At 47.5% G+C, this 12794-nt stretch carries 16 protein-coding genes; 7 read left to right on the top strand and 9 right to left on the bottom strand.

Annotated features, from left to right (window positions below; translation table 11 throughout):
- Window positions 1-93 precede the first annotated feature (93 nt).
- The gene (locus WBJ53_RS21385; protein ID WP_338869909.1) at window positions 94-678 is read left to right on the top strand and encodes a porin family protein; all 585 of its coding nucleotides are present in this window, start codon (window positions 94-96) and stop codon (window positions 676-678) included.
- A 117-nt stretch (window positions 679-795) separates the two neighbouring features.
- On the opposite strand, the gene WBJ53_RS21380 is transcribed toward WBJ53_RS21385, so the two are convergent.
- Both WBJ53_RS21380 and accC read right to left on the bottom strand, forming a co-directional pair.
- Entirely contained in the window at window positions 796-1431 is a 636-nt protein-coding gene (locus WBJ53_RS21380) for a DUF1080 domain-containing protein (protein ID WP_338869907.1), read from the bottom strand.
- A 105-nt stretch (window positions 1432-1536) separates the two neighbouring features.
- Window positions 1537-3036 carry an acetyl-CoA carboxylase biotin carboxylase subunit gene (accC, locus tag WBJ53_RS21375; RefSeq protein WP_338869905.1) on the bottom strand — a complete coding sequence of 500 codons (1500 nt, stop codon included), beginning with the start codon at window positions 3034-3036 and terminating at the stop codon, window positions 1537-1539.
- Between the two features lie 223 nt (window positions 3037-3259).
- On the opposite strand from accC, the gene WBJ53_RS21370 reads away from it, so the two are divergent.
- Together WBJ53_RS21370 and WBJ53_RS21365 are read left to right on the top strand one after the other, a co-directional pair.
- Window positions 3260-4564, top strand: coding sequence for a pyridoxal phosphate-dependent aminotransferase family protein (locus tag WBJ53_RS21370; RefSeq protein WP_338869903.1), 1305 nt, complete (start codon window positions 3260-3262; stop codon window positions 4562-4564).
- A gap of 144 nt (window positions 4565-4708) precedes the next feature.
- On the top strand, window positions 4709-4888 hold the full coding sequence (locus WBJ53_RS21365; protein ID WP_338869901.1) for a histone H1: 180 nt from the start codon (window positions 4709-4711) through the stop codon (window positions 4886-4888).
- Window positions 4889-4978: 90 nt separating this feature from the next.
- On the opposite strand, the gene WBJ53_RS21360 is transcribed toward WBJ53_RS21365, so the two are convergent.
- Window positions 4979-5389 (bottom strand): MaoC family dehydratase, encoded by a 411-nt coding sequence (locus WBJ53_RS21360; RefSeq protein ID WP_338869899.1) that lies wholly within the window; start codon window positions 5387-5389, stop codon window positions 4979-4981.
- A gap of 137 nt (window positions 5390-5526) precedes the next feature.
- Between WBJ53_RS21360 and WBJ53_RS21355 the strand changes: the two genes are divergently transcribed.
- The gene (locus WBJ53_RS21355) at window positions 5527-6756 is read left to right on the top strand and encodes an acyltransferase (RefSeq protein WP_338869897.1); all 1230 of its coding nucleotides are present in this window, start codon (window positions 5527-5529) and stop codon (window positions 6754-6756) included.
- Between the two features lie 30 nt (window positions 6757-6786).
- Here the strand turns inward: WBJ53_RS21355 and WBJ53_RS21350 are convergent, their stop codons facing one another.
- Window positions 6787-7128, bottom strand: a complete 342-nt coding sequence (locus WBJ53_RS21350) for a nuclear transport factor 2 family protein (protein ID WP_338869895.1) — start codon at window positions 7126-7128, stop codon at window positions 6787-6789.
- A gap of 284 nt (window positions 7129-7412) precedes the next feature.
- Between WBJ53_RS21350 and fabG the strand changes: the two genes are divergently transcribed.
- The 3 genes from fabG (at window position 7413) to WBJ53_RS21335 (ending at window position 9858) form a co-directional block, all read left to right on the top strand.
- Window positions 7413-8150 carry a 3-oxoacyl-ACP reductase FabG gene (fabG, locus tag WBJ53_RS21345; RefSeq protein ID WP_338869893.1) on the top strand — a complete coding sequence of 246 codons (738 nt, stop codon included), beginning with the start codon at window positions 7413-7415 and terminating at the stop codon, window positions 8148-8150.
- Between the two features lie 241 nt (window positions 8151-8391).
- Entirely contained in the window at window positions 8392-9270 is an 879-nt protein-coding gene (locus WBJ53_RS21340) for a diacylglycerol kinase family protein (RefSeq protein WP_338869891.1), read from the top strand.
- A 9-nt stretch (window positions 9271-9279) separates the two neighbouring features.
- Complete coding sequence (locus WBJ53_RS21335; protein WP_338869889.1) at window positions 9280-9858, top strand: hypothetical protein; 579 nt, start codon at window positions 9280-9282, stop codon at window positions 9856-9858.
- A gap of 33 nt (window positions 9859-9891) precedes the next feature.
- Here the strand turns inward: WBJ53_RS21335 and WBJ53_RS21330 are convergent, their stop codons facing one another.
- The 5 genes from WBJ53_RS21330 to WBJ53_RS21310 all read right to left on the bottom strand — a co-directional run bounded on the left by WBJ53_RS21330 (window position 9892) and on the right by WBJ53_RS21310 (window position 12664).
- Window positions 9892-10305, bottom strand: a complete 414-nt coding sequence (locus tag WBJ53_RS21330; protein WP_338869887.1) for a DUF1801 domain-containing protein — start codon at window positions 10303-10305, stop codon at window positions 9892-9894.
- Window positions 10306-10311: 6 nt separating this feature from the next.
- Window positions 10312-10869: a dihydrofolate reductase family protein gene (locus tag WBJ53_RS21325; protein WP_338869885.1), complete on the bottom strand. Its 558-nt coding sequence runs from the start codon at window positions 10867-10869 to the stop codon at window positions 10312-10314.
- A gap of 253 nt (window positions 10870-11122) precedes the next feature.
- Window positions 11123-11884, bottom strand: coding sequence for an IS5 family transposase (locus WBJ53_RS21320; RefSeq protein WP_338868759.1), 762 nt, complete (start codon window positions 11882-11884; stop codon window positions 11123-11125).
- A gap of 48 nt (window positions 11885-11932) precedes the next feature.
- Window positions 11933-12352 (bottom strand): GNAT family N-acetyltransferase, encoded by a 420-nt coding sequence (locus WBJ53_RS21315; RefSeq protein WP_338869883.1) that lies wholly within the window; start codon window positions 12350-12352, stop codon window positions 11933-11935.
- A 39-nt stretch (window positions 12353-12391) separates the two neighbouring features.
- On the bottom strand, window positions 12392-12664 hold the full coding sequence (locus tag WBJ53_RS21310; RefSeq protein ID WP_338869881.1) for a hypothetical protein: 273 nt from the start codon (window positions 12662-12664) through the stop codon (window positions 12392-12394).
- Window positions 12665-12794 lie beyond the last annotated feature (130 nt).

The following is a 12794-nucleotide window of genomic DNA, read 5'->3' as shown; positions in this document are numbered from 1 at the left end:
CAAGGCAGGTGTTAAAAAGACTTAAACCCCTCCGATGCTCTACAACGCTATGCGCTTTTACAATCTCTCTATAATGAACAAACTATAGCTGAGATGAAAAAGTATCTATTCGTAGTGGGGTTAGTATTACCTCTGGCAGGAAAAACGCAAACGCTGATTGATGATAAGCAGCAGGATTTATTAGGAAGAGGCCATGTCAACATAGGAGTCAGTGTTGGGCAAGGCCACCGGGGAACTTATCCCACGACCAACTATCTGTCTCCCCGTGTTCAGTATTTCATCGCTAACGGCTGGTCCATTGCTGCCGAAGGTCGTTATGTTGTGAGCAACATCTATCCGCAAACGGTTAATAAGCCCGACTATAGGTTGCTGGGAGGAGGTCTATCAACGCGCTACTATTTTCTTCGTGGGAAACGGATAGCGGTATTTGCTCAGTTAGGGTCTACTTACGGACAAAGTACCCTTCGGATGAAGTCCGATGCGCCTACAACAGTCGCCCGAATCTGGCAAACAGAAGTAGGGCTAGGAGCCCAGTACCGAGTGGGGAAGCGATGGGCTGTTGAAGCGATGGCTGGGCGTAGCTGGTCGAGTAGTACCATTGTTACTTACACTGGTCTTACCCCACCCGATAATTTTAATAGGTGGCAGTTTAGTGTAGGGCTTAATTATTACTTTTAATAAGGGCGCTAACTACGTATAGAGGGTGGTACCGCACAAGTCTGAAAAGACCAAAACGGTGATGGTACGTAAATAAGCACCATCACCGTTTTTTGCCGACCTTGGGCTCGATTGGACTTAATCGGGCAGTATTTTAATCTGTATGTCTTTGTAATACACCATACTCTTGGGGTCGTGGCCCTGCAAGGCAACCGTACCGCTGCTCAGTCGTTTGGGATCGGTGCCGTTGCTGCGGCTCTCGGGCTCGGTATATTCGTTAATGGTTTTGTCGTTGATTTTAACGGTTACTTTTTTGCCCTGAACAATGATGTGTTCGGTGTACCATTCATCGTCTTTCACAAACACATCTTTCACATCCTGAAGCCCGTATACACTACCGGTTTTCCGCCAGTCGGTATGCGACTGATTTACCTGAATTTCGTAGCCTTTCGAAGGCCAGCCAGTTTCCTGATATTCGGTATGGATAAACATACCCGAATTGGAGCCTGGTGTGGTTTTAACCTGAGCTTTCCATTCGAAGTTTTTGAAATTGTGATTACCAACGGGGCCTTCATAAAACAAATGCGCCCGTGGGCCATGAACAACAATGGCACCATCTTCGACACTGAACGTGGAGGCATTATCGCCAACTTTCCAGCCGTTAAGGGTTTTACCATCAAAAATACTTACCCAGCCATTGGCAACTGGCCGAACAGTCAGATTCATAAACAGGCCAGACAACAGAACGGCCAGCACAAACAGGAATTTTTTCATACGATCAGGGGCAATGTTTAAACGTGTGAGGGCTGCCCGTTTATGAAAGCAGAAAAGTATAAAAACCTAATGATGGACACCCCGAGTACTGAGCCTCCCAACCAGTTATCCGAGCCGATTGGTTTTCCAGTTGCTGCGCTGCCGGGTCACCTCAATACCAGTTGTATGCGTAGCTGGTTTTTGATTGTTCAGCAGCCATGCCGCCAGTATTGCCCCTAACTCAGCTTCGTTCGGATCGGTAGCCGCCAGTAGCTTATCGGGCGTAAAATATTTTGTAACGAAGCCCGTATCGAACTGGCCCGATCGAAAGGCATCGTGTTCCATCACAAACCGACAAAAGGGAAGTGTTGTTTGAACGCCCGAAATCTGGTATTCATCGATGGCGCGGATCATCTTCTGAATGGCCTCAGCGCGCGAGTCGCCATACGTAATCAATTTGGCAATCATCGGGTCGTAATAAATCGGAATCGCCATGCCCTGTTCAAAACCATCATCTACCCGCACTCCATTGCCTTGTGGCCGAACGTAGGTTTCGAGCGTGCCCACGTCGGGTAGAAAGTTATTGGCCGGATCTTCGGCATACACCCGAACCTCCACTGCGTGCCCTTTAATGCGTAAGTCGTCCTGCCGAATGGTTAGCGGTTTTCCTTCGGCAATATAAATCATCTGCTTAACCAGATCGACGCCCGTAATAAGCTCCGTTACGGGGTGCTCAACCTGCAGGCGGGTATTCATTTCGAGAAAATAGAAATTGAGTTGATCATCAACGATAAACTCAACCGTTCCGGCTCCGTAGTACCCACAGGCCCGTGCCACATCAACAGCCGCCTGGCCCATAGCCTCTCGGATTTCGGGAGTCAGGATGGCCGATGGCGCTTCTTCAACTACTTTCTGATGACGACGCTGCACAGAGCATTCGCGCTCGAACAGATGAATAATAGTGCCGTGCTGATCGCCGAGTACCTGAATTTCTACGTGCCGGGGCGAGGTGACATATTTTTCGATAAACACCGACCCATCGCCAAAGGCCGACAATGCTTCACTCACGGCACGATCCATCTGCTCGTCGAAGTCGGCTTCCCGTTCGACCACCCGCATCCCTTTGCCTCCGCCCCCGGCACTGGCTTTAATCAGAATAGGATAGCCAATTCTGGCCGAGATCGCTTTCGCTTCGTCGCGGTTGGTAATAGCCGACGGCGTACCTGGCACCATCGGAATGTTATAGTGAGCCACGGCGGCCTTAGCGGCCAGCTTGCTGCCCATAATTTCGATACTTTCGGGCGAGGGGCCAATAAAAATCAGGCCAGCTTCGCGGACTATTCGGGAGAAATTAGCATTTTCGGATAAGAAACCGTAGCCGGGGTGTATGGCATCGACATTGAGCTGACGACACACATCGATAATGGCATCGGCTTTCAGATACGATTCGGATGAAGGGGCCGGACCTACACAAACAGCCTCGTCGGCATAACGAACGTGTAGGGCATTCCGGTCGGCTTCTGAGTAAATAGCTACCGTTTTAATGCCCATTTCACGGGCTGTACGCATAATTCGGAGCGCAATTTCGCCCCGGTTGGCTACTAGAATTTTCCTGATCTCTGGCATAAAGGACGTAGGAGAGAAAACACTCAATGCTGGATGAACGATACTGGATTTTGGTCTGTAATGTAGTGTCGTTTAGGTAGCACCGGCCTAAATTAACGCTTTTGTAACAAAACGATTAGAAAACTGAATTTTGGGGGATCAATTTGAACTCCCAAAAGTTAAGCGTATTTTTGCACTTACCACGTAAAAAACAAGGGATTAGCCCATTAAACCATAAAGAAAAGTGGATTTATTTGAGAAACTGCGCACCAATCTAGGCCCTATAGGCTCATCTTCGCGGGAGTACAACGGCCACCATTATTTTGCTTTCCCCAAGCTCGAAGGCGAACTGGGTCCTTATATGCGCTTCCGGGGTAAAGAGGTGCTGAACTGGAGCCTGAACAACTATCTGGGGCTGGCCAACCACCCCGAAGTTCGTAAGGTTGATGCCGAAGCAGCCCAGCAGTGGGGGCTGGCTTACCCAATGGGAGCCCGGATGATGTCGGGAAACAGCGATCTGCACGAGCAGTTCGAAAAAGAACTGGCTCAGTTTGTTGGGAAGGAAGATGCATTCCTGCTCAACTACGGCTATCAGGGCGTTATGTCGGCAATTGAAGCCGTGGTCGATCACCGCGATGTAATCGTCTACGATGCCGAATGCCATGCCTGCCTTATTGACGGTATCCGGCTCCATAAAGCCAAGATGGGCGAGTATTACAAATTTAACCACAACGATATGGCCAGCCTGGAGAAAAACCTCCAGCGGGCAACCAAAAAAGCCGAGGAAAAAGGCGGCAGCATTCTGGTCATTACAGAAGGCGTTTTTGGGATGTCGGGTAAAGTGGGGAGTCTCGACAAAATTGTCGCGCTCAAAAAATCGTACAATTTCCGCCTGCTGGTCGATGATGCCCACGGTTTCGGAACAATGGGAGCTACTGGCGCGGGTGTGGGCGAAATGCTCGGTTGCCAGGAAGGTATCGATCTCTATTTTTCAACATTTGCCAAGTCGATGGCGGCTATTGGTGCCTTTATTGCGGCCGACCACGACATCATCATGTACCTGAAGTATAATATGCGTTCGCAGACCTACGCGAAAGCGTTGCCAATGCCTTATGTGATTGGCGGGTTGAAGCGTCTGGACATGATTCGCAACTCGTCGGAGTTTCGCGATAAACTCTGGACGAACGTGCGGGCGTTGCAAAGTGGGCTTCGTGAACGTGGTTTCGATATTGGCGATACGCAGTCGCCGGTAACTCCTGTTTTCCTCCACGATTTGCAGGGGGGCGTTGCCGAAGTGGCAGCGATGACGATGGATCTTCGCGAGAACATGGGAATTTTCTGTTCAATTGTTGTGTATCCGGTTGTTCCGAAAGGAACCATCATGTTACGCATCATTCCAACGGCTTCACATACGCTCGACGATGTTCAGAAAACGCTCGAAGCATTTTCGGAAGTAGCCAGAAGGCTGGAGAAAGGAGCATACCGCCAAACTTCGACTCAAACCGACCCAGAAACGGTAGAAGTATCGGCCGAAGCAGCCGCTGAGTAGGGTTTTGCTCAAAAAGTTGCATTTTTTTTCGATTTTTTTGGCTGAGCTATTGCTCTGTATGAGAGAATGACTAAATTTCAGCCGAAAACCGCGTTTTTAGCGGAATTTGGGCATTTTTTCACACTTAAACCCATACATATCGCTATGGCTCGCTTCGATGAAGTAAAGAATTTAGTCATGTCGCTCGAAGCTGATTTCGAGAAGTTCTACGAGAAAAATAACCAGGCTGCTGGTACTCGAGTTCGTAAAGGAATGCAGGATTTGAAGACATTGGCACAAACCATTCGTGCCGAAGTTCAGGATACCAAAAACAAAGCCGAGTAGGCGTAAGGAACGGTTCCTAAACAACCATAAAACTCCCTCGTTGGATATGATCTGACGAGGGAGTTTTGTATTTAATCGCTATTGGGTGGGCTACTGTATTTTTTCCCGATGCATCAGGGTTGCCACACCGCGGGTAGTCACTTTTTTCGTTTGAACATCACGGATTTCGCCCAGAATCTGTGCTGTGTGCCTGGCCGGGTCCACAGATTGTACGGTAAATGTGGCTTCGTAGTCGGTATCGACAAACATCGGTCGTAAGAACTCCAGTGTTTGTCCCAGATAAACCGATCCATAGCCCGGAAATTCGGTGCCCAGCACTTTGGTAAATACGCTGGCACCGAGCATTCCATGAATAATAGGACGCTTAAAAGGCGTAGTAGCCGCAAACGCAGCGTCGAGATGAAGCGGATTGTTGTCGCCCGTTACGCGGGCAAAATCAACAACATCGGCTTGCGAAAAGCGAAAAGTATACCGATGTACGGCGTTTAATCCAAATTCCATGCGTAGGTATTGTAAACTGAAGGATGTATACTTGACATACTAACTGAGGGCAAAGTTCGCTACTTTGCCCGAAACCCCGATCATTTAGCATTCGGGAACTATCACTCGTATATTATCCACTACCTTCGCGGATAATTATGTTGACAAAACTATTTTCGATCAACGCGTTGGATGCGAAGCGCGTGTTTGGATTAGATGTAATGCGAGCCACTGCCATTCTGATTGTGGTAGACGCCCATGCCACAATTGCCCGGAATGATTATACCGGCTCATTTCTGCGCCAGATCTTGCCCGACGGAGTGGAGTTGTTTTTTGTGCTAAGTGGTTTCCTGATCGGTGGTATTCTGATCCGTTCGTATGAAAAAAAAGGCCAGTTCGACCGAGGGTTACTCCTTAATTTCTGGACTCGCCGGTGGTTCCGTACGTTGCCCAACTATTATCTGGTTTTAGGCAGTCTGGTTGGTCTTACGCTACTGCGAGCCTGGCGGAGTGGACTGCGCCATACGCTTCCGCCCAAAGGCATTCTGATCAAATACTGCTTCTTCCTGCAAAATTTTGCCGACCCAATTCCCGACTTTTTTCCGGAAACCTGGAGCCTGGCCATTGAAGAATGGTCGTATATCAGCCTGCCGTTGCTGCTCTGGATTATACACAGTATGCTGCCTGCCAGTTGGCCGAGGCAACGTATTGTGCTGGTCGCTATTCTGACAATTATTGTTGGTACCAATTTGTACCGGTTCATCACGGCTTTGCAACACCCAATTGCCGACGGTGAACTGGGCTACCGGAGTATTGTGCTGACCCGGCTGGATGCTATTTCATATGGTGTGCTGGCGGCCTATGCAAAGCAGTATTTCCCTACTCAGTGGACTAACCCACAGCTTCGGCGTCGGCTTTTCATTAGTGGCATTCTGATGACGATTCTTGTGGCGCTTTCGGCTTCTGTTTATATCCTGCGGTTCTATGTTGAAGCTGGGGTTTATCCGGCCTACGTTTTCTATAAGCGCACGTTTTATTTTCTCTGCATCGGTATCAGTATGGCATTGCTGATGCCCTATATGGACGGCTGGAAAACGGCAACCGGCGGCTGGGCACGGTTTGGTATTGCTCAGGCCATCACACACATTAGCCTGATTTCATACTCCATGTATCTGCTGAACCTGACCCCTATTATGATCACTTTTGTCGAGCGGATTCCTACAACCTCAACTGCCATTGGCTGGATAAAGGTGGGCATATTCTGGCTATTAGTACTAACTCTGTCGACACTACTATATAAATACTTCGAAAAGCCCGTTACCGAGCTTCGTGAGCGGCTTTCATCAAAAGAACCAACACTCCTGGTTAGTGAAAGAGTGAAAGAGTGAAAGCGGTGGTTTCCTATTGTTGCTCTTTCGCTAATTCGTATGATCGCTGACGATTACCCATCGTTTTCTGATTTTTCGCCATAGTAGCGAAAAGTAACCGCCCCTATTACCAATTTTTGGACGGTCCAGTTGCCAGCGACCAATGACATAGGCCACATTCGGAGCTGGAAAATCCATTTCCAGTACATCGAATTTGAGTGAGCCCATTGAGGCTTTAGTTGGGTATCGTTTTTTATAACTGGACAGTGTAGCCGCATATCCGTACGTAATACCGGCCTGACTGATAAACGTGAGCGAATCAGACTCCCAATAAGGATTCATGAACCGGTCGATATGCCCGGCATTCCAGTCTTCGGTCTGTTGTTTCAACATAAGCAGGATCGCGCGCCGATCACTTGCCTGCCGATCCGTTTTTTTTTGACCTGACGCAGGAAAGGAAAGCGAAACCAAAAGAATATAAGCTGACAGAAATTTCATTTGTCTATTTTTTTAACGGTACACCCTTCTGGAAAACCCCGTCAGGTATATCACTTTATAGTAATCGGGATAGTACTTGCATTGTTTGTAGCTATGAAGTGGTTCTGACTATTAACTTTGATTAGAAAGAAAACAGGCAGATCAGAACAGACTTTGTGTTTAGAGTAGAAACAAAAACCATGAGATTGCAGGATAAAGTTGCCATCATTACCGGAGCCGCCAGAGGCATTGGCCAGGGAGCTGCCGAAGTATTTTGTCGGGAAGGCGCCACCGTTATTATCTGGGATGTGCTCGAAGAAGGCGAAGCCACCGCCCAATCACTAACAGATCGCGGCTATCGGGCTAGTTTTATGCCCGTTAGCACAACGGATGTGCCCCGCATCGAAGCAGCCGCCCGCGATGTTGTCGATCGCTACGGACGAATCGATATTCTGATTAATAATGCAGGCATCACCCGCGATAAAACGCTGCTCAAAATGTCGTATGATGATTGGCAACAGGTTATCGATGTCAACCTGTCGGGCGTGTTTAATTGCACGAAAGTAGTCGCTCCCTATATGGTCGAACAGCAATATGGTCGAATCATCTGCACATCATCGATCAATGGTGTGCATGGTGCGTTTGGGCAAACGAACTATGCCGCGGCAAAAGCGGGTATTATCGGCATGGTTCGAACGTGGGCTAAAGAACTAGGACCCAAAGGCATTACGGCCAATGCTGTAGCCCCCGGCTATATCCGTACACCCATGACCGATGCTATGCCCGAAGAAGTTCGGAAACAGGCCGTGTCGTCGATACCCGTTCGGCGGATGGGCGAACCCAGCGATATTGCTTATGCCTATTTATTTCTGGCTTCAGATGAGGCTTCGTTTGTTAACGGGCATGTGCTGGCCGTTAATGGCGGACAGGCGTTGTGATGTTCAGTTTACAGTTTTCAGTGGCTCCGCCCGAGTTAAGTTCTAAATGGGCGAAGCACTGAAAACGGAAAACTATAGCCTGTAAACTGTGAAGACTGATTACCTTTACAAAAAGAACCGTACACCTATGAACCGGATCCGGAAGTTCTATAACGAGTATAAGCCCTATATTTTTTCCGACGGCTGGTACTATGTTTTTATCGTTGTTTTTATTCTCATCCTTTTTATTTTCTTTTCCTGAGTGGCCTCTTTATCTGTTGCGCTGGCCATCATTAATCCATTGTCGGGCACTACTACGGCCGAGCAGAAAGCCGTTCTTCATGATGCCTTTCTCCGCCGTGCCAGCGCTCTGGGCTATGCCCCCGAAATTGTGATGACGACACATGCCGGCCATGCTACCGAACTGGCAACGGCAGCTGTAGAACGCGGAGTGAATCGTATACTGACCATTGGTGGTGATGGAACGATTAACGAAACGGCACAGGCCCTGCGCCGGTCGGCAACTGCGCTGGGTATAGTGCCAATTGGGTCGGGTAACGGACTGGCCCGGCACCTGGGCATCCCATTGAATCCGTTAAAAGCCATCGAGCGTGCGCTAACGGGGCGGCCTGTTGTAATCGATAGTGCCCAAATCAACGAACATCCTTTTTTCTGTACGGCTGGCCTGGGCTTTGAGGCCTACGTTGCCCATGCGTTTGCCCAGGAGCCCGTACGCGGCCTGCCGACCTATGTTCGCACCGCTTTTCGGGCCTTTATGGGGTATAAACCTCCGCAGTTTCTGATTGATGGACAAACGAAAGAACTCTTTTCGCTCACGTTTGCCAATGCTGGTCAGTTTGGGAACAATGCCTGGATGGCTCCTAAAGCCAACATTGCCGACGGACGGCTCGAACAGTGTGAAATTCGACCTTTTCCAATACAGGCTGCCGGTATGATAACCTGGCGATTGTTTAACAAAACCCTCGACCAATCGGCATACTGGCGCGGAAGATCCATTACGCAGGCAACCATTCAGGCCGAAGGTCCCTTGCAAATCCATGCCGATGGCGAACCGCTGACGGTGCCCGACGGAAACGTAACAGTCAGAATAGTACCCGGAAGCTTGTTAGTATTGTTATAGACCTGCAATATGCCACGCCAGATCCGTAAATACGTTATATCACTCGATACCTATCTGAGCATTCTGGCAGTCGTATCCAGTTTTTGCGCCATTGGCATTACCTTCTACCAGGCTTATCTGCAACGAACCGAACAGTATGCTTCCGTCATGCCAATTATGGACAGCTATTTAAACAATGGCGGTGATGACAGAGAATGGAAAGTGGCCTTTGTGTTTGTGAACAATGGCGTGGGACCTGCCATTATCCAGAAGTGCGAGCTTACCTACCGAGGGAAGTCCTATAAAGATATGCGGGAAATCACACACGCCATTGTCGATGAAAAGCTGGCTAAAAAAGCAGCTAAGCCCGAAGATATAGCGGGCTATTCTTTTACGCAAGGTGGTTTTTGGCCAACACGGGTGATTACGGCAGGCCAGAGTGTCGAGCTATGCAATATCGATCATAAATACGTAGCGCGCTGGGTCGATGACGTTCTCAATATGGGCGAGGTTCGGGTGAAAATCTGGTATAAATCAATCTACGGCGAACAGTGGCGGTTCGACACAGTTCCCGAACGAATTGAGCTTCGAAATGTTAAAATAGAGTAGTGTTTCAAACTGCATTTTGCTGGTTGAACCCTTCTATTTCTTTTGATAGTGCTTAATTGACCCATCTACCAACTTCTTTAATACGTCGGTATCAATATCACTTACCGATTTTATGTAGACACAAGCCTTCGCCGTTTTGTGTTTGCCGAATGCCTGAAGCAACTCCGGTTTCCCGTCGAAATTGGCTATATACAGCGCAAATTCAGCTTTTCGGGGTGAAAAGCTAACGAGTGGGGCATCGCCTTCGCGACCGCTGTCATATTTATAGTGATAACTACCAAAACCAATAATGGCCGTTCCCCACAGTTTGGGTTCGAAACCCGATTGCGCCTGCATAAGGTCGATCAGTGTAAAACAATCGACCTGTCTTTGCTGATCTGCAATTGTTTTCACAAAATCAGAAACACTTTGAGTGGTTTCAACGGTTTTTGCCTGAGCCTTTGCCATCGGTTCTTATTGTTTTAGTTCGTAACAAAGTTCGACCAGGCCATTTTTATAGGCTGTGGCGTCTTCCAGATGTAGCGCCTGTTCCTGTCCAATCTGGTCAAAAAAGGGCAGTCCGTCGCCCAGAATAATCGGCAGAATGGTTACTCGTATTTCATCCGCCAGTTTCAACCGAATAAAGTCTTTAACGAGTGCCGCACCGCCAACTACCCAAACATTTTTGTAGCGGGGTTTTAACTGTTCCTCGACAAGGCTGTGCAAATTGCCCGAATAGGTTTCGATAGTGGGCCTGTCAACGGGTAAATTACGGTTGGAGACAACAATAGTGGGCACATTGCCATACGCCCAGCCGTATGATTTTGATAGCTCCAGCGCGAGTTCGTAGGTCCGCGAACCCATTACATAGCAATCGATGGTTTTCAGAAACTTCTCGACGTCGGGTGCATCGGCTCCCTTTTCATACCTGTCCGATGTCTCAAACCACGAAACGCTATTATCTTTTTTAGCGATGTACCCATCCAGACTTGAGACCATGTGGATGGTGATTTTAAACGCGTCGGTCGTCATTTTATCGTACCTGTTGTCTTATAAAGAGATAGGAAACACCGATGACACGGCTTGAACGGATCTTATCTGTATAAATATCCGTGTCATTCGTGTTCTAATTTTATTCATACTAAGAAAACCAACTGATTGCTGCGGTCGGTCTTAGTGCGATTTCATCAAATTGATCGAAAGTACTACCATATCCTTAATCTGTCCGCCATTTTCATAGATTGGATCTTTAGAACGTGTTGGGGAATTTTATTTGGTGAAGCAGTCAAAGGCGTTGTAGCATGATCTGAATGTTTGCTAAATACAGCCAACTCACCGAAGAAGATAGCGTGTACTCGTAATCTTTGACGATGCGCCGGAAGAAATTCGTCCAGGCAATGCTCCGTTCAACGACCCATCGCTTGGCCACAGGCACAAAACCTTGGGTTGATTCGGGACGCGAAGCCTTCTCGAAATCGATGCTCCACTCGGTTAATGCCTGGGCAAAAGCTCCATTGTAAGCCTGATCGCCGTAAACCTTCTCCAGGCGTTCCCCAACTCGCCAAAGGATTGTCCCAATCAGAGAAATTGACGCCGGTCCTTCTGCTTCATTTGCCGCATGCACATCGACCACCCACAAGCGGCCGTCGGTATCCACGACGAACTCTCGTTTTCGCCCGTTGACGCGTTTATTGACGTCCATACCCCGGTGTTCGCAGATCATGGGATTTAACTTAACACTTTGTGCATCAATGCATAGAACAGATGGCTGAGCTTCCTTACCCACTCGTTTTCGGTCTGATTGATTCAAGGCTGCGTTGATTCGTTCGAAGGTGCCGTCCTGCTTCCAGCGGTCAAAGTAATAGTAAACCGCCTGCCAGTTAGGCCATTGCGGTGGCAGGTTCCGCCATTGACAACCGGTTCGCAGCAGCCACAGAATAACGTTGATGATCTGGCGCAATTCATGTTTTCGCTTGCGTTTGAGGTCAAAGAAAGGCGAAATTGCGTCCCATTGAGGGTCGGTCAGTGGTTGCCACTGTTTGGTCATCACTTTGCATTTTGGTCGATACAAAGTTGACACGACTCTCAACTCTTTTCAATTCCCCAACACGCTCTTATAATTATCTATGAAGAAGTTTTCTCGAATAGCTACGATTTTAAAGCCTGATTTTTTATAAAACTCAATTTCTTTATCGCAACGGTCACACGTGCCAACAAGTAGTTTTTTGAAGCCTCTTTGAGTAGCGTTAGCAGTGATATAGCTCAGTAAAGTTGTTCCAATACCCTTGCCTTGCTGATTTTCGCGTACGGCGATATTCTTGATTTCGATTGAATCGACTGCTATAACTTTTAAAATAAAGGAAGCAATAATTTCATCGTTGATCTTTGCTACAAATAATTCCCCTTTGTCGAGGTTTTTGTTTATCGCTTCTATTGTGTCGTCCGATAAAAGTAATAAATCATAAGGTATTTGTTCGTTAGTTATTGGATTGATTAGTATTTCTTCTTTATTCATTTTAACTATTAGATGGCACGACCGTCACTTGCTTCGCTTCTAAAACTGTTTGTTTAAATTATGATATTCAATTTTTGACATATAAGGAAAATATGGCAATGTTTCTATAAGCTCTTTAGTCCTGGTTTCGTCAATATCTTGAAAGATTAGAACAGCGTCTTTTTTCGTCACAGAAATATAGAAGTTCTCCAAAATGTTTTCCTGTTTCCATTGGCCGACAAATTCCATTTCTTTTTTCGGTAGTTCTGGTGTGCTTTTAATGGTTTCTATTCCGCTGTCCGAAAGTGTAATTAGAACTAAAATTCGATTCATGGCATTTTGTTTTCAGTCGTTCGTGATTATTACAATTTAATGCGCTTAGTCAACATTATAGGTAACGGACAGGTATTGCCGATGGTGGGATATTTATATTCGTCCACCCGGAACTGCTGCCTGGCTTTTT

Source organism: Spirosoma sp. SC4-14 (assembly GCF_037201965.1).
GTDB lineage: Bacteria > Bacteroidota > Bacteroidia > Cytophagales > Spirosomataceae > Spirosoma.
This window is presented reverse-complemented; position numbering and strand designations above follow the sequence as displayed.

Coding starts and splice junctions, on each gene's coding strand:
- WBJ53_RS21385 (WP_338869909.1), top strand. CDS start 94: ATGAAAAAGTATCTATTCGTAGTGGGGTTAGTATTACCTCTGGCAGGA.
- WBJ53_RS21380 (WP_338869907.1), bottom strand. CDS start 1,431: ATGAAAAAATTCCTGTTTGTGCTGGCCGTTCTGTTGTCTGGCCTGTTT.
- accC (WP_338869905.1), bottom strand. CDS start 3,036: ATGCCAGAGATCAGGAAAATTCTAGTAGCCAACCGGGGCGAAATTGCG.
- WBJ53_RS21365 (WP_338869901.1), top strand. CDS start 4,709: ATGGCTCGCTTCGATGAAGTAAAGAATTTAGTCATGTCGCTCGAAGCT.
- WBJ53_RS21360 (WP_338869899.1), bottom strand. CDS start 5,389: ATGGAATTTGGATTAAACGCCGTACATCGGTATACTTTTCGCTTTTCG.
- WBJ53_RS21355 (WP_338869897.1), top strand. CDS start 5,527: ATGTTGACAAAACTATTTTCGATCAACGCGTTGGATGCGAAGCGCGTG.
- WBJ53_RS21350 (WP_338869895.1), bottom strand. CDS start 7,128: ATGTTGAAACAACAGACCGAAGACTGGAATGCCGGGCATATCGACCGG.
- fabG (WP_338869893.1), top strand. CDS start 7,413: ATGAGATTGCAGGATAAAGTTGCCATCATTACCGGAGCCGCCAGAGGC.
- WBJ53_RS21335 (WP_338869889.1), top strand. CDS start 9,280: ATGCCACGCCAGATCCGTAAATACGTTATATCACTCGATACCTATCTG.
- WBJ53_RS21330 (WP_338869887.1), bottom strand. CDS start 10,305: ATGGCAAAGGCTCAGGCAAAAACCGTTGAAACCACTCAAAGTGTTTCT.
- WBJ53_RS21325 (WP_338869885.1), bottom strand. CDS start 10,869: ATGACGACCGACGCGTTTAAAATCACCATCCACATGGTCTCAAGTCTG.
- WBJ53_RS21320 (WP_338868759.1), bottom strand. CDS start 11,884: ATGACCAAACAGTGGCAACCACTGACCGACCCTCAATGGGACGCAATT.
- WBJ53_RS21315 (WP_338869883.1), bottom strand. CDS start 12,352: ATGAATAAAGAAGAAATACTAATCAATCCAATAACTAACGAACAAATA.
- WBJ53_RS21310 (WP_338869881.1), bottom strand. CDS start 12,664: ATGAATCGAATTTTAGTTCTAATTACACTTTCGGACAGCGGAATAGAA.